The sequence below is a fragment of the Paracoccus kondratievae genome (assembly GCF_009301415.1).
Lineage (GTDB): Bacteria > Pseudomonadota > Alphaproteobacteria > Rhodobacterales > Rhodobacteraceae > Paracoccus > Paracoccus kondratievae.
The window spans coordinates 871,625-894,747 of sequence record NZ_CP045072.1; the positions used below are offsets into that span (position 1 = coordinate 871,625).

24 protein-coding genes and 1 pseudogene are annotated in these 23,123 nt (G+C 62.9%); 11 read left to right on the plus strand and 14 right to left on the minus strand.

Annotated features, from left to right (window positions below):
* Positions 1-59 precede the first annotated feature (59 nt).
* The 6 genes from purF to F8A10_RS04455 all read right to left on the minus strand — a co-directional run bounded on the left by purF (position 60) and on the right by F8A10_RS04455 (position 5,893).
* Positions 60-1,556 (minus strand): amidophosphoribosyltransferase, encoded by a 1,497-nt coding sequence (purF, locus tag F8A10_RS04430; RefSeq protein WP_138918315.1) that lies wholly within the window; start codon positions 1,554-1,556, stop codon positions 60-62.
* Positions 1,557-1,689: 133 nt separating this feature from the next.
* Complete coding sequence (locus F8A10_RS04435) at positions 1,690-2,295, minus strand: CvpA family protein (protein ID WP_010395254.1); 606 nt, start codon at positions 2,293-2,295, stop codon at positions 1,690-1,692.
* A gap of 52 nt (positions 2,296-2,347) precedes the next feature.
* Positions 2,348-3,712, minus strand: a complete 1,365-nt coding sequence (gene radA / locus F8A10_RS04440; RefSeq protein ID WP_085502241.1) for a DNA repair protein RadA — start codon at positions 3,710-3,712, stop codon at positions 2,348-2,350.
* Positions 3,713-3,757: 45 nt separating this feature from the next.
* Positions 3,758-4,948: a UbiH/UbiF family hydroxylase gene (locus F8A10_RS04445; protein WP_152366796.1), complete on the minus strand. Its 1,191-nt coding sequence runs from the start codon at positions 4,946-4,948 to the stop codon at positions 3,758-3,760.
* Positions 4,949-4,966: 18 nt separating this feature from the next.
* Positions 4,967-5,164 carry a hypothetical protein gene (locus F8A10_RS04450; protein WP_010395247.1) on the minus strand — a complete coding sequence of 66 codons (198 nt, stop codon included), beginning with the start codon at positions 5,162-5,164 and terminating at the stop codon, positions 4,967-4,969.
* A 42-nt stretch (positions 5,165-5,206) separates the two neighbouring features.
* A complete protein-coding gene (locus F8A10_RS04455; protein ID WP_152366797.1) occupies positions 5,207-5,893 on the minus strand; it encodes a pyrimidine 5'-nucleotidase in 687 nt (228 codons plus the stop codon).
* Positions 5,894-5,958: 65 nt separating this feature from the next.
* Here F8A10_RS04455 and F8A10_RS04460 point away from each other — a divergent pair, with 65 nt between their 5' ends.
* From F8A10_RS04460 to F8A10_RS04470, 3 genes are read left to right on the plus strand one after another with little or no spacing between them, the layout of a single operon-like run.
* Positions 5,959-6,594 carry a GntR family transcriptional regulator gene (locus F8A10_RS04460; protein ID WP_010395242.1) on the plus strand — a complete coding sequence of 212 codons (636 nt, stop codon included), beginning with the start codon at positions 5,959-5,961 and terminating at the stop codon, positions 6,592-6,594.
* Positions 6,594-7,220, plus strand: a complete 627-nt coding sequence (locus tag F8A10_RS04465; protein WP_193668156.1) for a DNA-3-methyladenine glycosylase family protein — start codon at positions 6,594-6,596, stop codon at positions 7,218-7,220. Before F8A10_RS04460 ends, F8A10_RS04465 begins: the two co-directional genes overlap by 1 nt.
* Before the next feature lie 10 nt (positions 7,221-7,230).
* Positions 7,231-7,887, plus strand: a complete 657-nt coding sequence (locus tag F8A10_RS04470; RefSeq protein WP_010395238.1) for an alpha/beta hydrolase — start codon at positions 7,231-7,233, stop codon at positions 7,885-7,887.
* A 187-nt stretch (positions 7,888-8,074) separates the two neighbouring features.
* Here the strand turns inward: F8A10_RS04470 and F8A10_RS04475 are convergent, their stop codons facing one another.
* On the minus strand, positions 8,075-8,509 hold the full coding sequence (locus F8A10_RS04475) for a VOC family protein (RefSeq protein ID WP_010395231.1): 435 nt from the start codon (positions 8,507-8,509) through the stop codon (positions 8,075-8,077).
* A 94-nt stretch (positions 8,510-8,603) separates the two neighbouring features.
* Here F8A10_RS04475 and F8A10_RS04480 point away from each other — a divergent pair, with 94 nt between their 5' ends.
* The 3 genes from F8A10_RS04480 to F8A10_RS04490 all read left to right on the plus strand — a co-directional run bounded on the left by F8A10_RS04480 (position 8,604) and on the right by F8A10_RS04490 (position 10,173).
* Entirely contained in the window at positions 8,604-8,924 is a 321-nt protein-coding gene (locus F8A10_RS04480) for a DMT family transporter (RefSeq protein ID WP_085502238.1), read from the plus strand.
* Between the two features lie 134 nt (positions 8,925-9,058).
* A complete protein-coding gene (locus F8A10_RS04485; RefSeq protein WP_010395226.1) occupies positions 9,059-9,655 on the plus strand; it encodes an HNH endonuclease in 597 nt (198 codons plus the stop codon).
* Between the two features lie 281 nt (positions 9,656-9,936).
* Positions 9,937-10,173, plus strand: a complete 237-nt coding sequence (locus F8A10_RS04490) for a hypothetical protein (RefSeq protein ID WP_010395224.1) — start codon at positions 9,937-9,939, stop codon at positions 10,171-10,173.
* 93 nt (positions 10,174-10,266) lie between these two features.
* On the opposite strand, the gene F8A10_RS04495 is transcribed toward F8A10_RS04490, so the two are convergent.
* Positions 10,267-10,431 carry a hypothetical protein gene (locus F8A10_RS04495; protein ID WP_192826986.1) on the minus strand — a complete coding sequence of 55 codons (165 nt, stop codon included), beginning with the start codon at positions 10,429-10,431 and terminating at the stop codon, positions 10,267-10,269.
* 164 nt (positions 10,432-10,595) lie between these two features.
* Here F8A10_RS04495 and F8A10_RS04500 point away from each other — a divergent pair, with 164 nt between their 5' ends.
* Positions 10,596-11,678 carry a PA0069 family radical SAM protein gene (locus F8A10_RS04500; protein ID WP_152367330.1) on the plus strand — a complete coding sequence of 361 codons (1,083 nt, stop codon included), beginning with the start codon at positions 10,596-10,598 and terminating at the stop codon, positions 11,676-11,678.
* Here the strand turns inward: F8A10_RS04500 and bmt are convergent, their stop codons facing one another.
* Positions 11,679-12,638, minus strand: coding sequence for a betaine--homocysteine S-methyltransferase (gene bmt, locus F8A10_RS04505; RefSeq protein ID WP_152366798.1), 960 nt, complete (start codon positions 12,636-12,638; stop codon positions 11,679-11,681).
* An 87-nt stretch (positions 12,639-12,725) separates the two neighbouring features.
* Positions 12,726-13,745: a tryptophan--tRNA ligase gene (gene trpS, locus F8A10_RS04510; RefSeq protein ID WP_010395218.1), complete on the minus strand. Its 1,020-nt coding sequence runs from the start codon at positions 13,743-13,745 to the stop codon at positions 12,726-12,728.
* Between the two features lie 83 nt (positions 13,746-13,828).
* On the opposite strand from trpS, the gene F8A10_RS04515 reads away from it, so the two are divergent.
* On the plus strand, positions 13,829-14,542 hold the full coding sequence (locus F8A10_RS04515) for a rhomboid family intramembrane serine protease (protein ID WP_010395214.1): 714 nt from the start codon (positions 13,829-13,831) through the stop codon (positions 14,540-14,542).
* On the opposite strand, the gene murJ is transcribed toward F8A10_RS04515, so the two are convergent.
* The 3 genes from murJ to F8A10_RS04530 form a co-directional block, all read right to left on the minus strand.
* Positions 14,533-16,077, minus strand: a complete 1,545-nt coding sequence (gene murJ, locus F8A10_RS04520) for a murein biosynthesis integral membrane protein MurJ (RefSeq protein ID WP_152366799.1) — start codon at positions 16,075-16,077, stop codon at positions 14,533-14,535. The two genes, F8A10_RS04515 and murJ, sit on opposite strands and share 10 nt — an antisense overlap.
* Positions 16,078-16,087: 10 nt before the next feature.
* Entirely contained in the window at positions 16,088-18,835 is a 2,748-nt protein-coding gene (locus tag F8A10_RS04525) for a [protein-PII] uridylyltransferase (RefSeq protein ID WP_406611653.1), read from the minus strand.
* A 65-nt stretch (positions 18,836-18,900) separates the two neighbouring features.
* Positions 18,901-20,103: a penicillin-binding protein activator gene (locus tag F8A10_RS04530; RefSeq protein ID WP_010395207.1), complete on the minus strand. Its 1,203-nt coding sequence runs from the start codon at positions 20,101-20,103 to the stop codon at positions 18,901-18,903.
* A gap of 103 nt (positions 20,104-20,206) precedes the next feature.
* Between F8A10_RS04530 and rsmI the strand changes: the two genes are divergently transcribed.
* The 3 genes from rsmI to gshB all read left to right on the plus strand — a co-directional run bounded on the left by rsmI (position 20,207) and on the right by gshB (position 22,553).
* Positions 20,207-21,136, plus strand: coding sequence for a 16S rRNA (cytidine(1402)-2'-O)-methyltransferase (gene rsmI, locus F8A10_RS04535; protein ID WP_152366800.1), 930 nt, complete (start codon positions 20,207-20,209; stop codon positions 21,134-21,136).
* Positions 21,137-21,155: 19 nt separating this feature from the next.
* Positions 21,156-21,527 carry a YraN family protein gene (locus F8A10_RS04540; RefSeq protein ID WP_176224544.1) on the plus strand — a complete coding sequence of 124 codons (372 nt, stop codon included), beginning with the start codon at positions 21,156-21,158 and terminating at the stop codon, positions 21,525-21,527.
* 69 nt (positions 21,528-21,596) lie between these two features.
* Positions 21,597-22,553: a glutathione synthase gene (gshB, locus tag F8A10_RS04545; RefSeq protein ID WP_010395202.1), complete on the plus strand. Its 957-nt coding sequence runs from the start codon at positions 21,597-21,599 to the stop codon at positions 22,551-22,553.
* Between the two features lie 175 nt (positions 22,554-22,728).
* Here gshB and F8A10_RS04550 read toward each other — a convergent pair.
* Positions 22,729-23,033, minus strand: a pseudogene (locus F8A10_RS04550) (integrase core domain-containing protein); the annotation flags it as partial.
* Between the last annotated feature and the right edge of the window lie 90 nt (positions 23,034-23,123).

A 23,123-nucleotide genomic window follows, 5' to 3' on the forward strand; every position in this document is an offset into this window, starting at 1 on the left:
ACGAAAAAAGGCGGGCCAGGTACCCGCCTTTTTTAATGATTTTGCGGCGCCAGCACCTGTCATTCGGCCGCGTGGCCGGTGATCGGATTGGGTGCTGCGTCGGATTTCATGCGGAAGCCGCGCTCAAGCTGATCGAAGGGTGCGACCGGATAGTCACCCGAGAAGCAGGCGTCGCAATATTGCGGACAGGCGTTGTTACGGCCCCTGGCCTCGCCCACTGCGCGGTAAAGCCCGTCCAGCGTGACAAAGGCCAGCGAATCAACGCCGATCCATTCGCGCATTTCTTCTTCGGACATCTGTGCGGCCAGCAGCTTGCCCCTGTCGGGCGTATCGACGCCGTAGAAACAGGGCCAGGCAGTCGGCGGAGAGGCAATACGGAAATGCACCTCGGCCGCGCCGGCGTCCAGGATCATGTCCTTGATCTTGCGGCTGGTCGTGCCACGTACCACCGAATCATCGACCAGCACCACGCGCTTGCCCTTGACCAGCGCCCGGTTGACGTTGAGCTTCAGCCGCACGCCCATGTTGCGGATCTGCTCGGTCGGCTCGATGAAGGTCCGGCCCATGTACTGGTTGCGGATGATTCCCATGCCAAAGGGGATGCCGCTTTCATGGGCATAGCCGATGGCTGCGGGGGTGCCGCTGTCGGGAACGGGGCAGACCAGATCAGCCTCGACCGGCGCTTCGCGGGCAAGTTCGACCCCGATCTGACGCCGGGTCTCATAGACCGAGCGACCGCCGATAATCGAATCGGGGCGCGAGAAGTAGACATGTTCAAAGATACAGAACCGGCCGGTCGAGGGGCCAAACGGGCGTGAGCTTTCAATTTCGCCCTTCGAGATGACGACCATCTCGCCCGGTTCGATCTCGCGCAGGAATTCCGCGCCGATGATATCAAGGGCGCAGGTTTCCGAGGCCAGTACAAAGCCATCGTCGCCGATCCGGCCAAGCACCAGCGGCCGCACGCCCAGCGGGTCGCGCACACCGATCAGCTTGGTACGGGTCATCGCGATGACCGAGAAGGCACCTTCGACGCGGCGCAGGGCATCTTTCATCCGCTCGGGGATGTTGCGCTGGATCGAGCGTGCCATCAGGTGGATGATGCATTCCGAATCAGAGCTGGACTGAAAGATCGAGCCACGCTCGATCAGTTCGCGGCGCAGCGCCAGTGCGTTGGTGATGTTGCCGTTATGGGCGACCGCACAGCCGCCCATGGCGAATTCGCCAAAGAAGGGCTGCACGTCGCGGATTGCTGTCGCGGCCTTGGTGCCGGCGGTCGAATAACGCACATGGCCGATGGCAAGGGCACCCGGCAGGGTCTCCATCAGGCTTTGCTTGGTAAAGTTGTCGCGGACATAGCCAAAGCGATGGGCGCTGTTAAAGCCCTGTTCGGCATCATGGGCGACAATGCCGCCCGCCTCCTGACCCCGGTGTTGCAGGGCGTGCAGCCCCAGGGCAACGAAATTCGCGGCATCCGCGACTCCGATGACACCGAAGACGCCGCACTCCTCGTGCAGACGATCGGAATCAAAAGGATGGGCAAGGAATGGCTGCATCATCACCGACTCTTGGGGCTATTCCGGGAAGGATTAGGGGACGCTTGACGCCAATCTAGGCTTTCAGACCGCCGAAGTCACGCCCTGCGGTCACAGCAGGGCGCATTTTATGTCACAAAATAGCCATATGAGCCTAGTTTGCCGTGCTGGCCGGAGCCGGAGCGGAGGTATCGACCGGCTGGCCGGTGGCCCCGCAGCTGCGCACCAGCTGTTCATAACGGCTGACGACCCAGCCCGGGGCGTCCTGCGGGATCTGCTGGTCCATCTTGCCGCGCATCCGCTCAAATACCTGCGCCGAGCGCGAGTTGTCCACGATGGCGACAGGCTGGCTGGTCATCACGCGATCATAGACGATGAAGGCGATCGCGACGAGCAGGATGCCCCGTGCCACACCAAAGAGGAAGCCCATCCCCTGATCGACGCCGCCAAGCGCCGAGCGCTGCACGACCGATGAAAATAGCGGCGTGATGATCGAGAACAGCACCAGCGCCAGTGCAAAGACCACCGCGAAACCCGCAATGGTGGCCAGTTCGCAACTGTCGGCCAGGAACTTGTTCAGCCCCGGCACCTGCGCCACCATCGGCCGCACCGTCGGCGCAAAGATAAAGGCCAGCGCCGCCGCGCCGATCCATCCCAGGATCGCCAGCGATTCGCGCACGAAACCCCGCGCGTAGGCCAGGATCGCCGAGAGGATGATCACGGCCGCGACAACGCCGTCGATGATGGTGAATCCGTCCATTTTCACGCCCTTTCGCGGTCTTTCCCGCGTTTGAAGGCCAGATCCGCCGCCTTTAACCGGCGCCGAATGTCTCGCCCACGAAACCTGTCAGATCCGCAATGCGGTCGATCCGCATCCCGGCAACGCCCTCGACCTTGGTGGCCGCGGGCAGGATCGCACGTGAAAAACCAAGTTTCTGTGCCTCTTTCAACCTGTTTTCCGCCTGAGCGACCGGCCGCAGCGCCCCCGAGAGGCTGATTTCACCGAAAAGTACGGCCTCGGCAGGCAGGGCAACATCCTCGCGCGCGCTTAGAAGGGCGGCGGCAATCGCAAGATCGGCGGCGGGCTCGTTCACGCGCATCCCCCCGGCAACATTAAGAAAAACGTCAAGCCCGGCAAAGGGAATGGCGCAACGGGCCTCCAGCACGGCAAGGATGGTCGAGACCCGTCCGCTGTCCAGTCCGACCACCGTTCGGCGGGGACTTGCCAATGTCGAAGGGGCGACAAGAGCCTGAACCTCGGTCAGTACGGGACGCGTGCCTTCGATCCCGGCAAAGACCGCCGAACCGGCACTAGGTTCACCACGTTCCGACAAAAACAGCGCCGAAGGGTTTGCAACCTCGGCCAACCCGCCGCCGGTCATCTCGAAAACGCCGATTTCGTCAGCAGGGCCGAAACGATTCTTGTGGGCGCGCAGGATGCGGAACTGGTGGCCGCGCTCACCCTCGAAATAAAGCACCGTATCGACCATATGCTCGACCACGCGGGGGCCGGCGATCTGGCCCTCTTTGGTGACATGGCCGACAAGGATGACCGAGGTGCCGCGCCGTTTGGCAAATGTCACCAGCTCATGCGCGCTGGCGCGTACCTGCGCGACCGAGCCGGGCGCCGCCTCGATCCGGTCGGACCACAGTGTCTGGATCGAATCGATGATGGCGACATCTGGCCGCTCGGTGTCGAGCGTCGTCAGAATGTCGCGAAGGGCTGTTTCGGCCCCCAGCCGCACCGGCGCATCGCCAAGGCCAAGCCGCTGTGCGCGCAACCGGACCTGAGCACTGGCCTCCTCGCCCGAGATATAGATCGCCTGCTGTCCCGAACGGGCAAAGGCGGCGGCGGCCTGCAAAAGCAGGGTGGATTTGCCGATACCCGGGTCGCCTCCGACCAGCAGGGCCGAACCGGGAACCAGCCCGCCACCCAGCACCCGGTCAAGCTCGGCTATGCCCGAGATGGCGCGCGGGGGCGGGGCCTCTTGTGTCGCGAGGCCCGACAGGGGGATCTGCTTGCCCTTCAGCGTCCCAAGGCCCCGGCCGGGACCCTGCGACAAGGGCGCTTCCTCAATGATAGTGTTCCATGCCCCGCAGGCATCGCAGCGGCCGGCCCATTTGCGATGGCTGGCGCCGCAGGCGGTGCAGGTAAAGGCAGTGATCGGTTTGGCCATGCAGCCTATCTGGCAGATTGTGCGCGGGCGCGCCAGCCGGGCATGTCAGGCGGCGCCCAGCCCGGCGCGCATCAGGATGCGACGTACCGGCGACACGGCATAAAGCCCGCCCAGCGTCGCGGCGCGCAGATCGCGCAATGGCCGGGCTGAGATCATGCTTGCCCGGTTCAGCGCGTCGATGCCGATCAGCCGGGCCATCGCCTCGGGGCGGCGGCGACGCTCATAAGCGGCAAGCGATCTGGCGCTGCCCGGATCATCCGACGAGAGGTCCAGCAGCGAGGCCAGATCGGCCAGGCTCATGTTCAGCCCCTGCGCACCGATCGGCGGGACGACATGGGCGGCCTCGGCGATCAGGGCGGTGCGTGGGCCGGTGAACCGGTCGGCAATCTGGCTGATGATCGGCCATTCGGTCAGGCGGGTCGCCTGGGTCAGATGGCCCAGTACCCCGGCCGAGCGGCGGTTTAGCTCGACCTCGAATTCCTCGCGGGGCAGGGCGCGCAGGCGGGCGATCTCGGTGCCGCGCTCAAGCCAGACCACGGCCGAGGATGGCTTGCCTCCGCGGTCGGGCAGCGGGACCAGTGTAAAGGGACCGCCCCAGCGATGGATCTCGGTCGAGACATTCCCATGCGGGCGCTCATGGGTGACCGCAAAGGCCAGCGCCTTTTGCCCATAGCGAAAGGTGCGAACGCCGATGCCAAGCGCCTGCCGCACGGGCGAGTTGCGGCCATCGGCCCCGATCACCAGCCGGGCGCGGATACGGCAGCCATCGGTCAGCGTGACCAGCGCCTCGCTGTCGCGGACGACCAGTCCCGCCGTGCCGGTGCCGGGCAGGAAGCGGAGGTTTTGCAGGCCGGTAAGCCGGGCCGAGATTTCGCGTTTCAATAGCCAGTTGGGCAAGTTCCAGCCAAAGGGCTGGTCCGAGATTTCGGAGGCGTCGAATTCCCGCGTCAGCCGCGCCTGCGACAGTTTTCCGCCGGCGTCGATGATGCGCATGATCTGCAGGGGCGTTGCATGGGGGGCGAGCCGTTCCCACAAGCCAGCCGCCTGCAAAACCGGGATCGAGGGTTGCAGAAAGGCGGTGCTGCGCAGGTCCGACCCCTGCGCACTTTCTTCGGTCACGGGCGGGGCGGGATCGACGCAGATCACGCTGCGCCCCGCGCTGCCAAAAGCGGCTGCGGTGATCAGCCCGGCAATGCCGCCGCCCGAGACGAGGATATCCGTGTCGTCGATTGCCATCTGCACCGCCCTGCGCTGCTAAAAGCCTGCCGCGTAGGCGACAAGCATGCCAAATACCAGGATAGTCGCCGCCAGCGCGATCAGACTCAGCGCGGGCAGCCCCCAGATGACGAGAGCAACGACCGAGAGAACCACCACCAGCAGCGCAAAAACGAAAAGGGCTGCGGCGGTGCGCATATCTGCCTTGGCGTTGGCGGGGTGTACGGATTCGGACATGGCGCGTTCCTTGGCTTGCGGTTTTTCCTGTCGGCGAAGGCTTCAGTTCTGGCCCAAGGCGGCAGTTCCGGCAAGTCCGCGCAGGAAAGCGGTCAGATCCTGCGTATGGTAATGGACGTGCGGGCCATGATCGTGATCCGGGGCCAGAGCATCGGGGCCGTGGCGCCCCTCACCCACAAGAATCGTTGTCATTCCAAGGTGATGTGGCACTGAAAGGTTCCTTGGATCATCCTCGAACATGGCGGCACCGGTGGGGTCGAAACCCTCGGTGCCCTGAACTGCGGCATAAGCGCGCGGATCGGGCTTGGGGTGAAAGCCCACTTCCTCAACTCCATGGATGGCATCGAAAATTGTCAGGCCGCGCCGTTCCAGTACCCGCAGAGCATAGGTGCTGTCGCCGTTGGTGTGGACGATCTTGCGGCCGGGCAGGGCGGTGATCAGCCCGGCCAGTTCGGGGTCGGGCTGCAGCTCTGAAAAGTCGATGTCATGGACCTCGCGCAGATAAGGCAGCGGGTCGATGCCATGTTCGGCCATCAGCCCGGCCAAAGTGGTGCCGTGTTCGCGCCAGTAATGGGCGCGCAGACGGCTGGCCTCGGCCTCGGTCACGCGCAATTCGCGCATGACATAGGCGGTCATGCGCCGTTCGATCTGATCGAAAAGGCGGATCTCGGGCGCATAAAGCGTGTTGTCGAGATCAAAGATCCAGGTTGTTACATGTCCAAAATTCATATTCCCTGCCTAAACCTGCGGCATGGCGCTTGCAATCGCCGTTCCGAGCGCGGATCGTGCCTGACATGAAAGACGCCTATTCCCTGATCCTCTCTGCCATTGATAATGGCATTTACCGCCCCGGCGACCGCCTGGTCGAATCCGAACTGGCCGAGCGTTTCGGCGTTTCGCGCACCCCGGTCCGCGAGGCGTTGCAGCGGCTTGAGACGCAATCGATGCTCAAACGCGACGGACGCAGCCTGATTGTCGCCACGCTGGACCACAATCAGCTGGCCGAGCTTTATACCGTGCGCGCCGAACTTGAGGCGCTGGCGGCGCGGCTGGCGGCCCGTCACGCCACACCCGAAGAGGTCCGCGTGCTGGCCGGTATGGTCGAAGAGGACCGCGCCATCCTTGGCGACCCGCAGGCTCTGGTGCGGGCGAACCGCCGGTTTCATCATCAGATCCATCTGGCCTCGCATAACCGCTATCTGGTTCAGCAGCTGGGCCTTGTGCATCGCAGCATGGCGCTGATGGCGCGTACGAGCCTTGCCGCGCAGGGGCGCGACGTGGTCACGCTTGATGAGCATCAGGCCATCGTCGATGCCATTGCCGCCCATGACAGCGCCCGCGCCGAAGAGGCGCTGCGCCATCATATCTCGATGGCCTTTGAGACCCGCCTTAAGGAAGAGGCCCGCCACCTTGAGGAAGGCGAGGGCTGATGATCCGCGAGATCCGCGCCTCCGCCGATCTGGAAGAAGGTGCGGCGCATCTGATGCAGGTCTGCCCGGTCTGGAAACGCGAACTGCCGGCGCTGATGCCTCTGCCTTTGCGACGCTGGTCCGAGGGGTTTGCCGCCATTCGTGACGCGGTGGTCGCCCAGCAGATCTCGACCCATGCGGCGAATGCGATTGCCGCGCGCATGACCGAGGCGGGGCTGGCTGATGAGGTTGGGATCGCCGCTGCTGATGAGGACGCTTTGCGCGCCGTCGGCCTGTCCCGTCCCAAGGCCCGCTATCTGCGCGGTATCGTCGCGGCTGGGGTCGATTGGGCCGCGCTGCGCGACCTGCCTGATGATGAGGTGATCGCCCGGCTGACCGCCTTGCCCGGTATCGGGCGCTGGACCGCCGACATCTATCTGAAATTCGCGCTTGGCCGTGCCGATGCCTTTGCTGCGGGCGATCTGGCGCTCGCCGAAGCGGCGCGGCTGCTCTATGTCCTGCCCGAGCGGCCCGGCCCGGCAATACTGACCGAACTGGCCGAGCCGTGGCGGCCCTGGCGTGCGGTTGCGGCCCGGGCGCTGTGGGCCTATTACCGGGTCGCAAAAGGGCGCGAGGGCGTCCGCTGAGGGGGACGAGATGCTGCGCGAGTTGAAATCCGAACGCAAAGGCCCTGCCAAGGCCGATTCAGTGGTGGTGTTCCTGCATGGCTATGGCGCTGATGGTGCCGACCTGCTGGGCCTTGCCGATCCTCTGGCGCCGCATCTGCCGGGTGCGGCATTCTACGCCCCGAACGCGCCCGAGCGTTGTGTCAACAATCCCATGGGCTATCAGTGGTTTCCGATCCCGTGGATGGATGGCTCATCCGAAGAGCAGGCGCGCTCTTCGGCCACGCAATCTTTTAATGACATCAATGCCTTTCTGGACAAAGTTCTGACGGATGAGGGGCTGCCTGCAAGCCGTCTGGCCGTGGTCGGCTTTTCGCAGGGTACGATGATGGCGCTGGCCGTCGCGCCGCAGCGCGAGGAAGAGATTGCCGGCGTTGTCGGCTTTTCTGGCCGTCTGCTTGACCCCGAGAATGTTGCGGCCCGCGTCAGGCCCCCGATTCTGCTTGTCCATGGCGATCAGGACCCGGTGGTTCCGTTCGAAAGCATGAGCGTCGCCGGTGAGGCGCTGCAAAAGGCCGGGTTTACCGTGTATGGCCATGTGATGAAGGGAACCGGGCACGGCATCTCGCCCGATGGGCTGTCGGTGGCGCTGGCCTTCCTGAAAGAGCGGTTTGCCGCCACGGAATAGCATCTGGTGCGATTCTGCTCTTGCGTAACCCTCTTCCTTCCCTACGTTGATATGAGAGAGACGAGGAGAAGCCACATGACCCTGATCTGGATGACCGCTATCGCCATGGTTTCGGCTGGCATGGTTGCCCTGCGTCTCCGGGCGCCGCAGCCGCAGGCTGTCGCGGCACGCGCCAGACGCCGCTAAGTCAGGGCTGGGCGTCAGAGTTCCAGATCGCCGGGTCGGCTATCTCGATCGAATTGCCGGCAGGATCTCGGAAATACAGCGACCTGCCGCCCTGAGGCCAGATAAAATCTGCCTCAACCTCGACACCGCTTGCCTCCAGATGCGTGCGCCAGGTGTCCAGAGTCTCTGGCGCGGCCCCTATGCAGAAATGGCCCGGCCCTTCGCTGCCATGCGGCGGAACGGGCAGGCGGGCATCGGCTTTGGGCGGGACGCGCGTGGCGCTGGCGCGAAAAACCAATAGCACCTGAGTGCCGCAGCGAAAGAACACATGGCGACCGGGAACGCGGGCTATTTCGGGCAAGCCAATGATCCCGGTCCAGAAGCGGGCGGCCTCGTCCAGGTCCTCGGCATAAAGGGCCGATTCCAGCGTGCCGATCAGTTTGGGCGGTATAGACATGGGCCCATCCTGCCAGCAATCCGACCCTGGGGCCAGCCCAGCTTGACCTTGGCCCGTTGCTGCCGCAGCCTGCGCGCCTGAACAGGAGACAGCGATGGCATGGATCTATCTTGGCGTGGCCGGGCTTTTAGAGATCGTCTGGGCGCTTGCCATGAAACAGTCCGAGGGCTTTACCCGGCTTTGGCCCACGGCAATCACGCTTGTAGCCATGGTCGCGAGCGTCTGGTTCCTGTCGCTGTCGATGAAGGTGCTGCCGCTTGGCACCGCTTATGTCATCTGGACCGGAATCGGCGCGGTGGGGACCTTTGTGCTGGGGGTTCTTGTCCTTGGCGAGCCGGCCGATGCGCTGCGTCTTGTCGCGGCAGTCTTGATCCTTGCGGGGCTGGTGTTGATGAAGATCGCATCGCCGCACTGATGATTGTCATGCCCCTGTCACGCCGCGCGGCTATTTGATGCAGGGCATATATTCAGGGACTTGTCAGCCCGGAGCCGCGATATATAGTCGGAGCCATGTTCTGACCCGTCCTGGGCAAGGCGAAGCGAGGGCCGATGCTGGACGATAACAGCGACTTTCGAACCCAATTCGTGCGCGAGCCATCCAGTTTGCGCCACCATCCCGCACTTGTGCTTAACGCGGACTTCAGGCCACTCAGCTACTACCCGCTGTCCCTGTGGCCCTGGCAGGAGGCGATCAAGGCGGTGTTTCTAGACCGGGTCCAGATAATCGCCGAATATGACGAGGTGGTGCGAAGCCAACGCTATAGCATACGCATTCCCTCGGTTGTGGTACTGAAAGATTACATCAAACCCCAAAAGCGCGTGGCCTTCACGCGCTTTAATCTTTTCTTAAGGGACGAGTTCTGCTGCCAGTACTGCGGTGCGCGGGGCGAGCTGACCTTTGACCATGTGGTGCCGCGTTCGCGCGGGGGAATCACCAGCTGGGAAAATGTCGTCGCTGCCTGTTCGCCCTGTAATCTGAAAAAGGCGAATAAATCGCTGAAAAACTCGGGCATGCGTCTGCGTCGCCCGCCGTGTCGGCCCACGCCGGAAGAGATGCACGCTATCGGCCGACGCTTCCCGCCGAACCATCTGCACGAAAGCTGGATGGATTTTCTTTACTGGGATACCGAGCTGCTCTCGGAATAGGGCGGGGCGGTGCAACGCCCTGTCTTTATGCGGATTTCATCTGCACATCTGTCGCGGTCACACGGGCCGGATGCCCTATTTACCCGGCATTTTAGCGGTCTGGAGATTGCAGTTCCGGGCTACGCCGGTTAAAACGGCCCGTCAGGTTTGCGTGATGACATCCAGACCTGTCTTGCGCCGCTCGCTAATGCGCGGCGCAGCGACTGTCGTCCGCGCGCATGGATCTTCCGCTTTTTGCGGCCATGCAGGGCGATCAACCAAAGACAAGAGAGGGATCTCGCATGTGGACACGTATTCAAACCGTGGTTGACGGAAAGCCCGTTTCTGGTGACTGGACGATCTGCCGCAATGATGTGCCCGTGGGACGTATCAGCCACAATCCGCAAGAGCCCGGCGTTGCTGCCTGGGTCTGGACGATGCTAGATGATCCGGCTGCAGGTGGACGTGCCTGGACCGAAGAAGCGGCCCTTGCCTCGGTCAAGGACTGCGCCGAAAAGCAGGGCTGCGCCGCTGCATGACGTGAGATCGGGGCAGCGGCATCCGCTGCCTCCTCCCCCCCGATCCGCTGCAAGGGCGGGGGAGATGCGCCGGACTGAAATACCCGGTGCCGATCAGCTGCGGTGATCGTGCGTTGAAAGATGGGCGATGGCCGCCGCCAGCAAAACCAGCAGACCCAGTGCAAATAGCGGAACACCCGCTGCGCTTGCCGCCCAGATCGTCAGCCCTCCGGTCAGGATGACTGCAAGGATCATGATCAGGAAATGCGGCAAGGGCATGATATCCTCCATTCCCTTCAATATGGGCCGCGCGGTAGCCGGCGAAAAGCCCCAGTTCATGCATTGCTGGCTTTCTTGCCGGTAAAGCCCGGGCAATTGCACAAATTTTGATCTCTGACGGCTTCGTTCTGGAAAATGTTCCCTAAATGTTCCATTCCTGGAGCATGAGTCTGCCACCCCGGAACCCTGACGAGATTCTGCGCGCCCGCGGCGCTGACTCGCGCCCTGCTGCGCGGTTCGAGCCCTATCAGCGTGTGCGCGAGCATGACGGCTGGGATATCGGCGAAGAGCAGGGCCTTTTGCGCACCGAGATTGAGCATGAACGGGCACGCTCGATCCTCAATCGCAACAACTCGCCCGATATTCCCTTTGATCGCTCGGTTAACCCATATCGCGGTTGCGAACATGGCTGCATCTATTGCTTTGCCCGCCCGAGCCACGCCTATCTTGGCCTGTCTCCGGGGTTGGATTTTGAAACAAAGATCGTCGCCAAGCCCAATGCGCCCGAACTTCTGCAAGCCGAGATCGGGCGGCGGGGCTACGCTGTCGCACCCATCGGTTTTGGCACCAATACCGACCCTTATCAGCCGATCGAGGCACGGCTTGGCATCATGCGCGGCTGCCTGCAGGTTCTGCATGACTGGAACCATCCGTTCAGCCTTGTGACCCGCGGGGCCACGGTTCTGCGTGATCTGGACCTGCTTTCAGGGATGGCGGCCAGAAAGCAGGTTATGGTCGGGGTATCCCTGACAACGCTTGACCCTGACCTGGCCCGACAGATGGAGCCGCGCGCACCCACGCCCCAGACCCGTTTGCGCATGATCCGAGAGCTTGCTCAGGCGGGGGTGCCGGTGCGGGTCATGGTCGCCCCGGTAATCCCTGTGCTGACTGAACATGAGCTTGAATATATCATGCAGGCTGCCCTTGATGCCGGGGCGACCGCTGCCAGCATGATCCCCTTGCGTCTGCCGCTTGAGGTGGCACCGCTTTTTAGGGACTGGCTTCAGCGCCACCATCCCGGCAAGGCTGCGCATGTCATGTCGCGGGTGCAGGCGATGCGGGGTGGGCGCGACAATGATCCGCGCTTTGGCAGCCGTATGCGCGGCGAGGGGCATGAGGCCGATCTGCTGCACCAACGCTTTCGCCTGGCGCGCAAACGGCTGGGCCTGCAGCGTGAGGCAGAGGTGCTGGATTGCAGCCGGTTCGGGCCTCCGCCGCGGGCGGGGGACCAGCTTTCATTGTTTTGATTATTCGCCCGGTCCCATGACTTCGGCGATGCGGGCCGATATCCGTTCTGGGGTGGGGCGCGGGCCGCGCGGCGCGCTGACCAGCGCATCGCGCATCGCCTTCAGGTGGCCGGGCGTGGTGCCACAGCAGCCGCCGATGATGCGCACGCCCAGATCGCGTGCCAGGATGGCGAATTCGGCCATCACCTCAGGCGTCGCATCATAGATCAGCCCGCCATCCTGATAGCGCGGCACACCGGCGTTAGGCTTGGCGATCAGCGGCCGTTCATTGCCCGAGGCGGCAAAGCCTGCCACGGCCAGCAAAAGCTCGGCCGGGCCGGTGCCGCAATTGGCACCATAGGCCAGAGGTGGATGAGGCAGCCGGTCGATCAGCGAGGCAAGCTGTGGAGGCGTCACCCCCATCATGCTGCGTCCGCCGGGCTCAAAGCTCATCATCCCGCACCAGGGCATGTTGACGGTCTGCGCGGCCCTTGCTGCGGCGCGCATTTCCTCGGCGGCGCTAACGGTTTCGATCCACAGCACATCGGCGCCGCCCTCTTTCAGCGCCTGCGCCTGTTCGGTGAACATCGTCGTCGCCTCTGCCTCGGTCAGCCGGCCCATGGGGGTCATGATCTCACCAATCGGGCCGATCGAGCCGGCGACGATCACGGCGCGACCGACCTCGGCTGCTGCTTCGCGGGCAAGGCGGGCGGCGGCGCGGTTCAGTTCGGTGACCCGCGACTCGGCACGGGCCAGCCGCAGGCGGCTGGCATTGGCGCCGAAGCTGTTTGTCAGGATGATATCCGCACCCGAGGCGATCATCTGGCGGTGCAGTTCACGCACCTTGTCGGGATGGGTTTCGCACCAGAGATCGGGCGCCTGTCCCGGTGCCAACCCCATATTATAGAGATTGGTGCCGGTCGCCCCGTCGGCCAGTAGCCAGGAGCGTTCACCAAGCATCCGCGACAGCTGGTCAGGCATGGTCTTTCCCATTCTGCGGCAGGTTGGGGAAGCATAGCCCATCCTGCCGGGAAGTCATTGGTCCATTCGTCGAGCGCCGGGACCCGCTCAGCGTGAGCGGATCATACCCATGATTTCCTTGGTACGCTCAATGATCGGGGCGGAGATTGCGGCAGCCTTTTCCGAGCCGCGGCCAAGGATGCGGTCGATCTCGGCCGGGTCGGCCATGAACTCGGTCATCCGCCTGGTGATAGGCGCGAGAGCGGTCACCGCCACGTCGGCGAGCGCCGGTTTGAACGCACCAAAGCCCTGACCCTCGAACCGTGCCAGCACCTGATCGCCGGTTTCACCAGTCAGCGCGGCATAGATATTGACGAGGTTGCGGGCCTCGGGCCGGTCCTTGAGCCCTTCCATCGAGCCGGGCAGGGGGTCGGCATCGGTCCGCGCCTTGCGGATCTTTTGCGCGATGGCGTCGGCATCGTCTGTCAGGTTGATGCGGCTTGCGTCCGAAGGATCGGATTTCGACATTTTCCTGCTGCCGTCGCGCAGGCTCATCACCCGGGTCGCGGTTCCTTCGATCAGCGGTTCGGTGATCGGGAAAAAGTTCACGCCATAGTCATGGTTGAACTTGGCGGCGATATCGCGGGTCAGCTCAAGATGCTGCTTCTGATCCTCGCCCACCGGGACGGCGGTCGCGTGATAGGCCAGAATGTCGGCGGCCATCAACGAAGGATAGGCAAGCAACCCAAGGCTGGAGTTTTCGCTGTTCTTGCCGGCTTTGTCCTTGAACTGCGTCATCCGGTACATCCAGCCGATGCGCGCGACGCAGTTGAAAAGCCAGGCAAGCTCGGCATGCTGGCTGACCTGGCTCTGGTTGAACAGGACCGACACCGAAGGATCGACACCCGCAGCCATAAAGGCCGCCGCGACCTCGCGGGTGTTGTGGCGCAGCTTTTCGGGGTCTTGCCAGACGGTGATCGCATGCAGGTCGACGACGCAATAGATCGTCTCGGCCCCTTGGCCCTGATAATCGGCAAAGCGTTTCAGCGCGCCAAGGTAATTGCCCAGCGTCAACCCGCCCGAGGGCTGGATGCCGGAAAAGATGCGCGGAGCGAAGCTCGTGGTCATGGCACTACCTGCTTGGAAATTCCCGGTCGCTGGCTTACCCCTTGACCAGTCCGGGCGCAACCGCCCACCACAGAGGAACCACGATGCGCCCCGGTTACGATGAATCGCCCCTGAATCCCGTGCCCGCCGTGGTCTGGGTACTTGCCCTGCCGATGATCGCCTGCGAGGCTGTGTTCGGTCTGGCAAAGCTTGGCTTTGTAGGAGGAGGCGCGCAAGGCATGGGATTGGCCATGCGCCAGCTGGCAGTCGAACGCGTTGCCTTTATTCCCGACCTGCTGGTGCGCCAGTGGCAGCTGCGGACCTTTTTCCTTGATGAAAGCTGGCGCATCGTCACTTATCCCTTTGTGCATCTGTCACTGACGCATGCGCTGTTTGTGATCGTCTTTACACTCGCGCTGGGGAACCTGATCGCGCATCAGTTCCGCGCATGGGCGGTTCTGGCGCTGTTCTTTGGCTCGGCGATTGGTGGAGCACTGGTCTATACGCTGGCGGATGCGCTTTTGCCGCAGTTCCGCTTTCAGGCGCTGATCGGGGGCTATCCGGCGGTCTATGGCTTTGTCGGTGCATTCACCTTTCTGCTTTGGACCCGGCTTGGGCAAGAGAACGCGAACCGGTTGCGTGCGTTTACGCTGATCGGGATGCTGCTGGCCTTTCAGCTGGTCTTTGCCATCCTGTTTCAGGACGGCAGCATGACCTGGATCGCCGAGATCGCGGGCTTTGGCTGCGGGTTCCTGCTGTCCTTTGTGCTGATCCCGGGCGGGATCGGGCGCGTGATGCGCCAGATCCGTCAACGCTGACGCCGGAAGCCTGCGCGCAGGTCCGAGGGACGGAAAGCCCCAAGGGCCATCGCCGCAGCGCCATAGGTTGCTATTCCGCCAAAGACCAGCGCGGCCAGCGCCAGATAGCGCGTGCCGGGGGTATGCAACGCCTCTTCGAATACCAGCATCAGCCCCCAGATCACCGCGCCCATCACCACAGAGGCGGCGCAGATGCGGGGCAGGCGATGGCGAAAGCGCGCGTCAAGCTGGGTCGCCTCGCCAAAGGCTCTGGTCCCGCGCCAAAGCTGTGCGGCCATGGTCCAGCCAGCGATAGTCGTGCCAAGCGCGGCTGCAGAAAAGCCGATAAAAGGGGCAAGCCCCAGCGCTGCCACCGCATTGACGATCATCGACCAGATGGCAAAGCGAAAGGGCGTGCGCGTATCTTCTCGCGCGAAATACAGCGGTTGCAGCACTTTTTGCAGGACAAACGCAGGCAGACCCAGCCCATAGATTGCCAGCGCCAGCGCTGTCGGCCCGACATCAGCGGCAAGAAAGGCGCCGCGCTGGAACAGGACCGAGATCAGCGGCTCGGCCGCGACCACCAGCGCCACGGCGGCGGGCACGGTCAGAAACAGCGCGAATTCGGCGGCGCGGTTATAGGCATGACGGCCACCATCCGTGTCCCCGGCCTTTAGCCGTCGCGAGATATCGGGCAGCAGCACGATCCCGATAGCGATACCGACCACCCCCAACGGCAGTTGATACAGCCGGTCGGCATTGGTCAGCCAGGCAATCGCCCCGTCAAAGAATGAACCCACCTGCCGCCCGACAAGCAGGTTGACCTGCACCACCCCCCCCGCAAGGACGGCGGGTGCGGCGATAGCCAGCAGGCGGCGCATATCGGGCGAAAGCCTTGGCCTGCGCAGGCGCAGCGGAAAGCCCATGCGCCTGGCCGCCCACCAGACGGTGAAAAGCTGCGCCAGCCCCGAGACCGGCGTTGACCATGCCATCGCCTGCCCCATATCCCAGCCGCGCCAGTCGGCCAGAAGCATCGCCGCAATCAGGATAAGGTTCATCAGCACCGGCGCGGCGGCGGCGGCCATGAAGCGCCCTCCCGCATTCAGCAACCCCGACAGCAGCGCCGTCAGCGAGATAAACAGAATATAGGGAAAGCAGATGCGGCCATAGATTACCGCAAGTTCGAACCGCTCGTCCCCCTGAAAGCCCGCTGCCTGCATAAGTACAAGCCACGGCATCACCAGATGCGCGATCAGCGACACCGCCAGCACGACTGTAAAGAGCCCCGAGAACGCCTCTTCGGCAAAGCCGCGCGGGTTGTCGTTGCTTTCCAGCCGCTTGGCGAACATAGGCACGAAAGCGGTGTTAAATGCGCCCTCGGCGAAAAAGCGGCGGAACATATTGGGCAGGGTGAAGGCGACGATATAGGCCTGCGCTATCGGGCCGGTGCCCAGATAGGCGGCGATCATCACATCGCGGACAAAGCCGACGATGCGGCTTGCCAGCGTCCACGCGCCGACCGAGAGAAAGCCGCGAATAAGTCTGATCGGTTGCATCCCTTGTCCCTTAGAACGTCCGGCCCAGGGGGCGCTCGGCCCGTTCGGCGCGCTCGGCCCCGTCCTTGATCGCCTGACGCAGCTTTTTCTCCAGCGCCTCGCGGCGGTTCTGCTGATGCAGTTTCAGTCCGAACATGTCCTTGACATAGAAGGTGTCCACCACCTGCGCCCCAAAGGTCGCGATAACCGCGCTGGCGATCTGGATGTGATTGTCGGCCAGCGTCCGGGTCAGGTCGTATAGCAGGCCGGGACGGTCGCGGGTATCGACCTCGATCACCGTATAGACGTCCGATGCCTCGTTATCGAAGGTGATATGGGTCGGGAAGCGAAATGCGGATTCGCGCTTTTTCGGCTTGTCGCGGCCGGCCAGCGCCTCACGCGCGACGATCTCGCCCTTCAGCGTGCGCTGGATCATGGCGCGCAGGCGGGGCAGGCGGTCGGACGCATAGGGATGGCCGTCCGCGTCCTGCAGCCAGAACACCGCCGTCGCAAAACCGTCCTTGGTGGTATAGGTGCGCGCGTCGACAATATTCGCGCCAACCAGCGCCAGAGCCCCGGCCATACGCGAAAAGATCCCCGGATGGTCGGCCAGCACAAATGCGGCCCGGGTTGCGTCGCGGTCGGTGTCGGGATGCAGGTCGGTGCGGATCTCGTCGTCGCCCAGATCTTTGAGCATCTCGGCAAAGACGTAATGCGTATCGGTCGGCAGCCCGGGCCAGTAGTTGTCGTAATGGCGGGCCAGCTCTGCCTTGATCTCTTTCGGCTCCCACCCCTTGGCGGCCAGCAGATGGCGCAGCGAGCGTTTGGCCTCGCCGATGCGCTTGTCGCGGTTCAGCTCTTCGAGGCCGTTTTCCAGCCCGCGTTCGGTTTCCTGATGCAGCTTGCGCAGCAGCATCGCTTTCCAGTTATTCCAGGTGCCGGGGCCGACGCCGCGGATATCGCAAACCGTCAGCACCAGCAGCATATCCAGCCGCTTGGTGGTCTTGACCGCCTTGGCAAAGTCCCGCAGCGTACGCGGATCGGCAATGTCGCGTTTCTGCGCCACATCCGACATCAGCAAGTGGTTGCGGATCAGCCATTCGATGGTCTCGATCTCATCCGCAGGCAGGCCGAAACGGGTGCAGACACGCCGGGCAAGGCGTGCGCCAAGGATCGAGTGATCCTCGGTCCGGCCCTTGCCGATGTCATGCAACAGCACCGCCAGATAGATCACCCGCCGGTTCACCTTGCCCTTCATGATCTTGCTGACCACGGGCAGGTCCTCGGCATCATCGCCGCGCTCGATGGCGGCAAGGGCGGCAACGCATTGGATCAGGTGCTCGTCCACCGTGTAATGGTGATAGACGTTGAACTGCATCATCGCCACCACCGGAGCGAACTCGGGGATAAAGGCGGCCAGTACGCCCAGTTCATTCATCCGCCTGAGCGAGCGTTCGGGGTTGCCATGTTTCAGCAAGAGATCAAGGAAGATGCGCACCGCCTCGGGGTCCGAACGCATACTGTCGTCGATACGGTCCAGGTTGGCGGTCACGGCGCGCATGGCGTCGGGGTGGATCAGGATGCCGGTTCTTAACGCCTCTTCAAACAGCCGCAGAATATTCAGCGGATCGGACAGGAACTGCTTTTCATCGGCATAGGTCAGCCGGCCGCGATCAACGCGAAAGCCCGTGCGGACACGGCGCCGACGCTGAAACAGCATGTTCATGATCGGCGCTTTGTAGAGGTGGCGTGCCTCCAGCGCGACGAGGAACACCCGTGTCAGCTCACCCACCCTGGTCGCGTGCAGGAAATAGTCCTGCATAAAGATCTCGACCGCGCGGCGCCCGCCGAGGTCGCGATAGCCCATGCGCCTGGCAACCTCGACCTGCATGTCAAAGGTCAGCTGATCCTGAGGACGCCCGGCGATCAGATGCAGATGGCAGCGCACGGCCCAAAGGAAATCCTCGGCCTGCCAGAAGGTCAGATGCTCTTCACGGGTGAAAAAGCCCAGATCGACCAGTTCGACCGCACGGTCGACCCGGTGGATGTATTTGGCGATCCAGTACAGGGTCTGCAGGTCGCGCAGGCCGCCTTTGCCTTCTTTGACGTTCGGCTCAAGCACGTAGCGCTGGCCACCCTGACGGCGGTGGCGTTCGGCCCGCTCGGCCAGCTTGGCCTCGATGAACTGAGGGACGGTCTTGTCGAAAAGCTCGGACCACAGCCGGTCGCGCAGGGTCTCGGCGGCGGGGGCGTGACCGCAGATCAGCCGGTGTTCCAGCAGGCTGGTGCGGATGGTGATGTCGCCTGCACCTAACCGCAGGCAATCGTCGATCGACCGCGTGGACTGGCCGATTTTCAGCTTCAGATCCCACAGCATGTACAGCATCGATTCAACGACGCTTTCCGCCCAGCCGCTGACTTTCCACGGGGTCAGAAACAGCAGATCGACATCGGATTGCGGGGCCATTTCGGCGCGACCGTAACCGCCGATGGCAAGGATTGCCAACCGCTCGGCATCGGTGGGGTTCTGCGAAGGGTGCAGGATGGTGGTGGCGACGTGATGGATCGCCGTGACTGTGGCGTCGGTCAGGCTGGCGATGGCGCGCACGGTTTCCCGTGCGGCACGCGGGTGGGACATAAAGCCTGTGGCGATATCGGCCAGAGCCGCAGCGCGGGCCTCGGCCAGAATGGCAACTGTACGTGCCCTGATCTCGCGCGGTTCCGAGAGGTGCTGCAGCGCCCCGGCCAGCGTGGGCAGAAAGACCTCGGGCGCAAACAGTGAATGCGCCCCGGGCAGAGCCGGGGCGCTTTGCGGCAAATTCTCGCTATCCTTGGCGTTCAAGATCAGAACCCGAAGCCGCCAAAGCTGCGCGGAGCGGGATCCAGCACGACGACCTGCCCGCCGCGGACGGTGGCGACTGCCAAGGCACGCTCGTTGGTGCCATCGCGCCGCAGGCGGAATGCGCCCGAAACCCCGGCAAAACCTGCGTTTTGCGTCAGGCCCGAGGTGGTCAGCGCATTGCGCTTGCCTGCCCGTACCAGCGCGGCGATGGCCGAAACGCCGTCATAGGCCAGCGAGCCCAGCTCATGCGGGGTTTCACCATAGGCGGCACGGTAACGCTGGTCGAACTGCGCCTTCATCGTCGTATCGGGGATGGCGAACCAGCCGCCCTGCACGCCGCGCAGCTGCAGCCGGGCCGAAGGCTGATCCCAGCGCGTCAGCCCCATCATCTGCACGCTGGCCGAGGTCACGCCGGCATCGGCAAGCTTATCGGTCAGATAGGGCAGGACTGCGCCCTGGTTTGCGGTCAGAAAGACCGCATCGACATTGCCCGACAGCGCCGCCTGGGCCACGTTCGGCACGATGCCGTCAATACCCTGCTTTGACAGCGGGTGGACGGCGGTTCCGACCAGCGTCGCGCGGTTTCGTTGGATCGCGCGCTCGATGGCGCGGGCGCCGACCTGACCAGCAGCGTCATCCTCGGCCACCATCAGGATGCGGCGCTTGCCATTGCGAACGCCGTATTTGACCAAGCGGTCGGCGACGTTGTCGAAGGTATTGCCCAGCACAAAGACGTTGCCGCCGGCAATGTCGGTGTTGTTGGAAAAAGACAGCACGTTGATGCCCTGTGGAGCCATGGCATTGCCAACCGCATTGGCGCTGTCGGCGAACAACGGGCCAAGGATGATCTTGGCCCCTTCGGCCACGGCCTTATTGGCTTGTGCAACTGCGGTTCCGGGTTCGGACCCTGCATTATAGATGCGCAGGTCGATGGTGGCCCCGCGCGCATCGGCCGCAGCCATTTTCGCCGAATTCGTCAGCGAGCGGGCAAGCCAGTCCAGATCTGCGCTGCCCGTACCGCCGGGCACCAGCAGCGCAACCGGGACGGGTTGCGACGGATCAATGGCTTGTCCGGTCTGAGGGCCCGAGGCCCCCATCTCGACCGGTTCGCAAGCGGCTAGGACCAGGGCGGAAAGGACGGCTCCGATGCGCACGAGCGGACGGCGCAGGCCGAAGGCGCCGCGGATCGTTTTCAGGACGGTCATGGCGTGATTCCCTGTTGGATCGAGGCTGGGGGTTTGCTGCGGGCAGGTTATTGCCATATTCCGGGCATGGCAACTTGCCCCGGCAATGAGAAAGGAAGCGGCGATGGAATACAGCGCCAATGCAGCAGGAACGGGCGCGAGGTCGCTGTCCCTGACCGTCTCGTCGGCAAGCCCCGGGCCCGGGCTTTATCTTGTCGCCACCCCCATCGGGGCGGCGCGGGACATCACGCTAAGGGCGCTCGATGTGCTGAATGCGGCAGATGTTCTTGCCGCAGAAGATACGCGTAACCTACGACATTTGCTGGATATTCACGGCATTCCTTTGCGCGGGCGCCGGCTTGTCGCCTATCACGATCACAACGCTGATCGTCAGCGCCCAGCTATTCTTGCCGCTTTGAGCGAGGGAAAGTCGGTCGCCTATGCCTCGGATGCGGGCACGCCGCTGGTGGCCGATCCCGGCTACCGCCTTGCGCGGGATGCCGCCGATGCGGGCTTTGTGGTCCGCGCTTTGCCCGGACCTTCGGCCGCGCTCGCGGCGCTTTCGGTGTCGGGGCTGCCAAGCGACAGGTTTCTCTTTGTCGGGTTCCCTCCGGCGGCGGCAGGAGCGCGGCGCAAATGGATCGAAAGCTGGAAAGGGGTCGATGCCACCGTGATCGTCTTTGAAAGCCCCAGACGCGTTAAGCAATTGTTGGAAAACTTGTGCGAGAGTGAGGCGAATCGTCCTACGGTGATTTGCAGAGAGCTGACAAAGAAGTTCGAAGAGGTGATGCACGGCACTGCGGCGGAACTGCTTGCGCGAATCCCTGATGAGGGGCTGCGCGGTGAGGTCGTCGTGCTGTTCGGGCGGCCAGAGCCGGTCGCAGCTGATGAACCGAGCCTGCGTTCCGCCTTGGGTGCTCTTCTGGATAAACTGCCGGTCAAGCAGGCCGCTGCAGAGGTGGCAACCCGATTTGGTCTGCCCCGGCGCGAGGTTTATGCGCTGGCCGTGGAAATGAGAAAGGAAGGCGAAAGTGGGAATGAGGAAGAAGGTTAAAACGGAGGCCCCCGCGGTGATGAGCTGGAATGCCCATCGCGGTGCTGTTTCCTGCTCCGCTGGCCGGCTTGCAGAAGAGGCGGTGGCTCGGGAATACTCTCAGAGCGGCTATCAGGTCATGTCTGAACGCTGGCGCGGGCGTAGCGGCGAAATCGACCTGATCCTGAGCAAGGGTGACGAATACATCTTTGTCGAGGTCAAGAAGTCGCGCAGCCATGATTGGGCGGCGCTCAGGCTTGGTGCCAGACAGATCGCGCGCATCTGTAATGCTGCGCTGGAATATTGCGGCCGCCTTCCTGCCGGGCTGTTGACCGCCATGAGGTTTGATGCCGCGCTTGTCGATCAGTTCGGGCGTGTCGAGATAATCGAGAACGCCTTTGGTGCCAACTGATCTGCATTGACTTGCAAAGCTCTGCTTTGCGCGCGACAACCCTGCACGTAACAGGCGGGAGTTGATAAGATGAGTCTCTATGTGGCTCTGCAGATGGACCCGATCGAGGATGTCTCGATTAATGGCGACAGCACCTTCCGGCTCGGGCTTGAAGCTGAAGTCCGTGGTCACCGGTTGTTTCAATATACCGCTGATCGGCTGAGCTATAGCGAAGGCCGGATCATGGCCCGCGGCCGTCACATCACGCTGCGGCGTGAGCTAGGGAACCATGTTACTTTCGGCGACTGGGTCGATGTCGATCTAGCGGAATTCGATGTGGTCTGGCTGCGTCAGGACCCGCCTTTCGATATGGGTTATATCACCACAACCCATCTTCTCGAACGTGTGCATCCAGATACCTATGTAGTCAACGATCCGTTCTGGGTACGCAACTGCCCTGAAAAGCTGCTCGTTCTTGATTTCCCTGACCTGACACCCCCCACTCTAATTACCCGCGATCTTGAGCAGATCCGCGCCTTCCGCGAGCGGCATGGGGATTTCATCCTGAAGCCTCTCTATGGCAACGGCGGGGTCGGCATCTTTCATATGCGCCCGGATGACCCGAACCTTTCTTCTCTGGTCGAGACCTTCCTTGCCAACAGCCGCGAGCCGATCATTGCGCAGAAATATCTGCCCGCCGTGGTCAAGGGGGACAAGCGTATCATTCTAGTCGACGGGGAGCCGGTCGGAGCCATCAATCGCGTTCCGGCAGCGGGTGAGGCGCGGTCAAACATGCATGTGGGCGGTCGTCCTGAAAAGATCGGACTAACGGAACGTGAGCATGAAATTTGTACCCGGATTGGTCCGGTTCTGCGCGAGAAGGGACTGATTTTCACTGGCATCGACGTTATTGATGGCTGGCTGACCGAAATCAACGTGACCTCTCCTACCGGCATTCAAGAGCTGGAGCGCTTTGATGGGATCAATGCGGCAGCGTTGATTTGGGAAGCGATCGAGCGGAGATTGGGTGAGAAAGGGCCAGAGTGACTGCGGGCTGTTTGCGTCCCGTCGGCATTTTTAAGATATGCGGACGCGAGAAGTTCTGCTGATCCGGCATTAGCGTTTCAGGTTCACTCTGCATGAGGGATGAGCTTGAAACGTAACATGATGTCCCATGAGCACCTTGAACCTGCCCCGGTTCTGTTCCGGTGAGGTGCTCATGTTAAGCGGCCCTCTGCTCGCAGGCCGCGGGTGATTTCCAGCCGAGGGCTGAGTGTTTGCGCCGCGGGTTGTAGAAGCCATTGATGTATCCGAAGAGGGCGATTTCGACGTCGCGCCGGGTGCGCCTCCAGACCAATTCTGCCTTCAGGGACTTGAAGAAGCTCTCGACGGTCGGGTTATCATAACAGTTGCCCTTGTCACTCATTGATACCTTGACCCGTTTTTGCGCAAAAGTTTCTGGTAGTCATGGGCGCAGTATTGCGCGCCGCGATCCGTGTGGCGAATACATCCCGGTGGCGGGCGGCGTAGGGTACCCTCCCGATCAGGCCTGCTTCAAACCGCCAATGCCCGAAGCGGTGGCGGGGTAGCTGAGGCGGAAAAGCACCTGGAAAATGC

Coding starts and splice junctions, on each gene's coding strand:
- F8A10_RS04500 (WP_152367330.1), top strand. CDS start 10,596: ATGAGTCTGCCACCCCGGAACCCTGACGAGATTCTGCGCGCCCGCGGC.
- F8A10_RS04470 (WP_010395238.1), top strand. CDS start 7,231: ATGCTGCGCGAGTTGAAATCCGAACGCAAAGGCCCTGCCAAGGCCGAT.
- murJ (WP_152366799.1), bottom strand. CDS start 16,077: ATGCAACCGATCAGACTTATTCGCGGCTTTCTCTCGGTCGGCGCGTGG.
- F8A10_RS04495 (WP_192826986.1), bottom strand. CDS start 10,431: ATGCCCTTGCCGCATTTCCTGATCATGATCCTTGCAGTCATCCTGACC.
- F8A10_RS04530 (WP_010395207.1), bottom strand. CDS start 20,103: ATGACCGTCCTGAAAACGATCCGCGGCGCCTTCGGCCTGCGCCGTCCG.
- F8A10_RS04485 (WP_010395226.1), top strand. CDS start 9,059: ATGCTGGACGATAACAGCGACTTTCGAACCCAATTCGTGCGCGAGCCA.
- F8A10_RS04460 (WP_010395242.1), top strand. CDS start 5,959: ATGAAAGACGCCTATTCCCTGATCCTCTCTGCCATTGATAATGGCATT.
- F8A10_RS04445 (WP_152366796.1), bottom strand. CDS start 4,948: ATGGCAATCGACGACACGGATATCCTCGTCTCGGGCGGCGGCATTGCC.
- bmt (WP_152366798.1), bottom strand. CDS start 12,638: ATGCCTGACCAGCTGTCGCGGATGCTTGGTGAACGCTCCTGGCTACTG.
- F8A10_RS04475 (WP_010395231.1), bottom strand. CDS start 8,509: ATGTCTATACCGCCCAAACTGATCGGCACGCTGGAATCGGCCCTTTAT.
- F8A10_RS04540 (WP_176224544.1), top strand. CDS start 21,156: ATGAGCTGGAATGCCCATCGCGGTGCTGTTTCCTGCTCCGCTGGCCGG.
- gshB (WP_010395202.1), top strand. CDS start 21,597: ATGAGTCTCTATGTGGCTCTGCAGATGGACCCGATCGAGGATGTCTCG.
- F8A10_RS04455 (WP_152366797.1), bottom strand. CDS start 5,893: ATGAATTTTGGACATGTAACAACCTGGATCTTTGATCTCGACAACACG.
- F8A10_RS04435 (WP_010395254.1), bottom strand. CDS start 2,295: ATGGACGGATTCACCATCATCGACGGCGTTGTCGCGGCCGTGATCATC.
- F8A10_RS04450 (WP_010395247.1), bottom strand. CDS start 5,164: ATGTCCGAATCCGTACACCCCGCCAACGCCAAGGCAGATATGCGCACC.
- F8A10_RS04480 (WP_085502238.1), top strand. CDS start 8,604: ATGGCATGGATCTATCTTGGCGTGGCCGGGCTTTTAGAGATCGTCTGG.
- rsmI (WP_152366800.1), top strand. CDS start 20,207: ATGGAATACAGCGCCAATGCAGCAGGAACGGGCGCGAGGTCGCTGTCC.
- F8A10_RS04515 (WP_010395214.1), top strand. CDS start 13,829: ATGCGCCCCGGTTACGATGAATCGCCCCTGAATCCCGTGCCCGCCGTG.
- F8A10_RS04490 (WP_010395224.1), top strand. CDS start 9,937: ATGTGGACACGTATTCAAACCGTGGTTGACGGAAAGCCCGTTTCTGGT.
- trpS (WP_010395218.1), bottom strand. CDS start 13,745: ATGACCACGAGCTTCGCTCCGCGCATCTTTTCCGGCATCCAGCCCTCG.
- radA (WP_085502241.1), bottom strand. CDS start 3,712: ATGGCCAAACCGATCACTGCCTTTACCTGCACCGCCTGCGGCGCCAGC.
- purF (WP_138918315.1), bottom strand. CDS start 1,556: ATGCAGCCATTCCTTGCCCATCCTTTTGATTCCGATCGTCTGCACGAG.
- F8A10_RS04465 (WP_193668156.1), top strand. CDS start 6,594: ATGATCCGCGAGATCCGCGCCTCCGCCGATCTGGAAGAAGGTGCGGCG.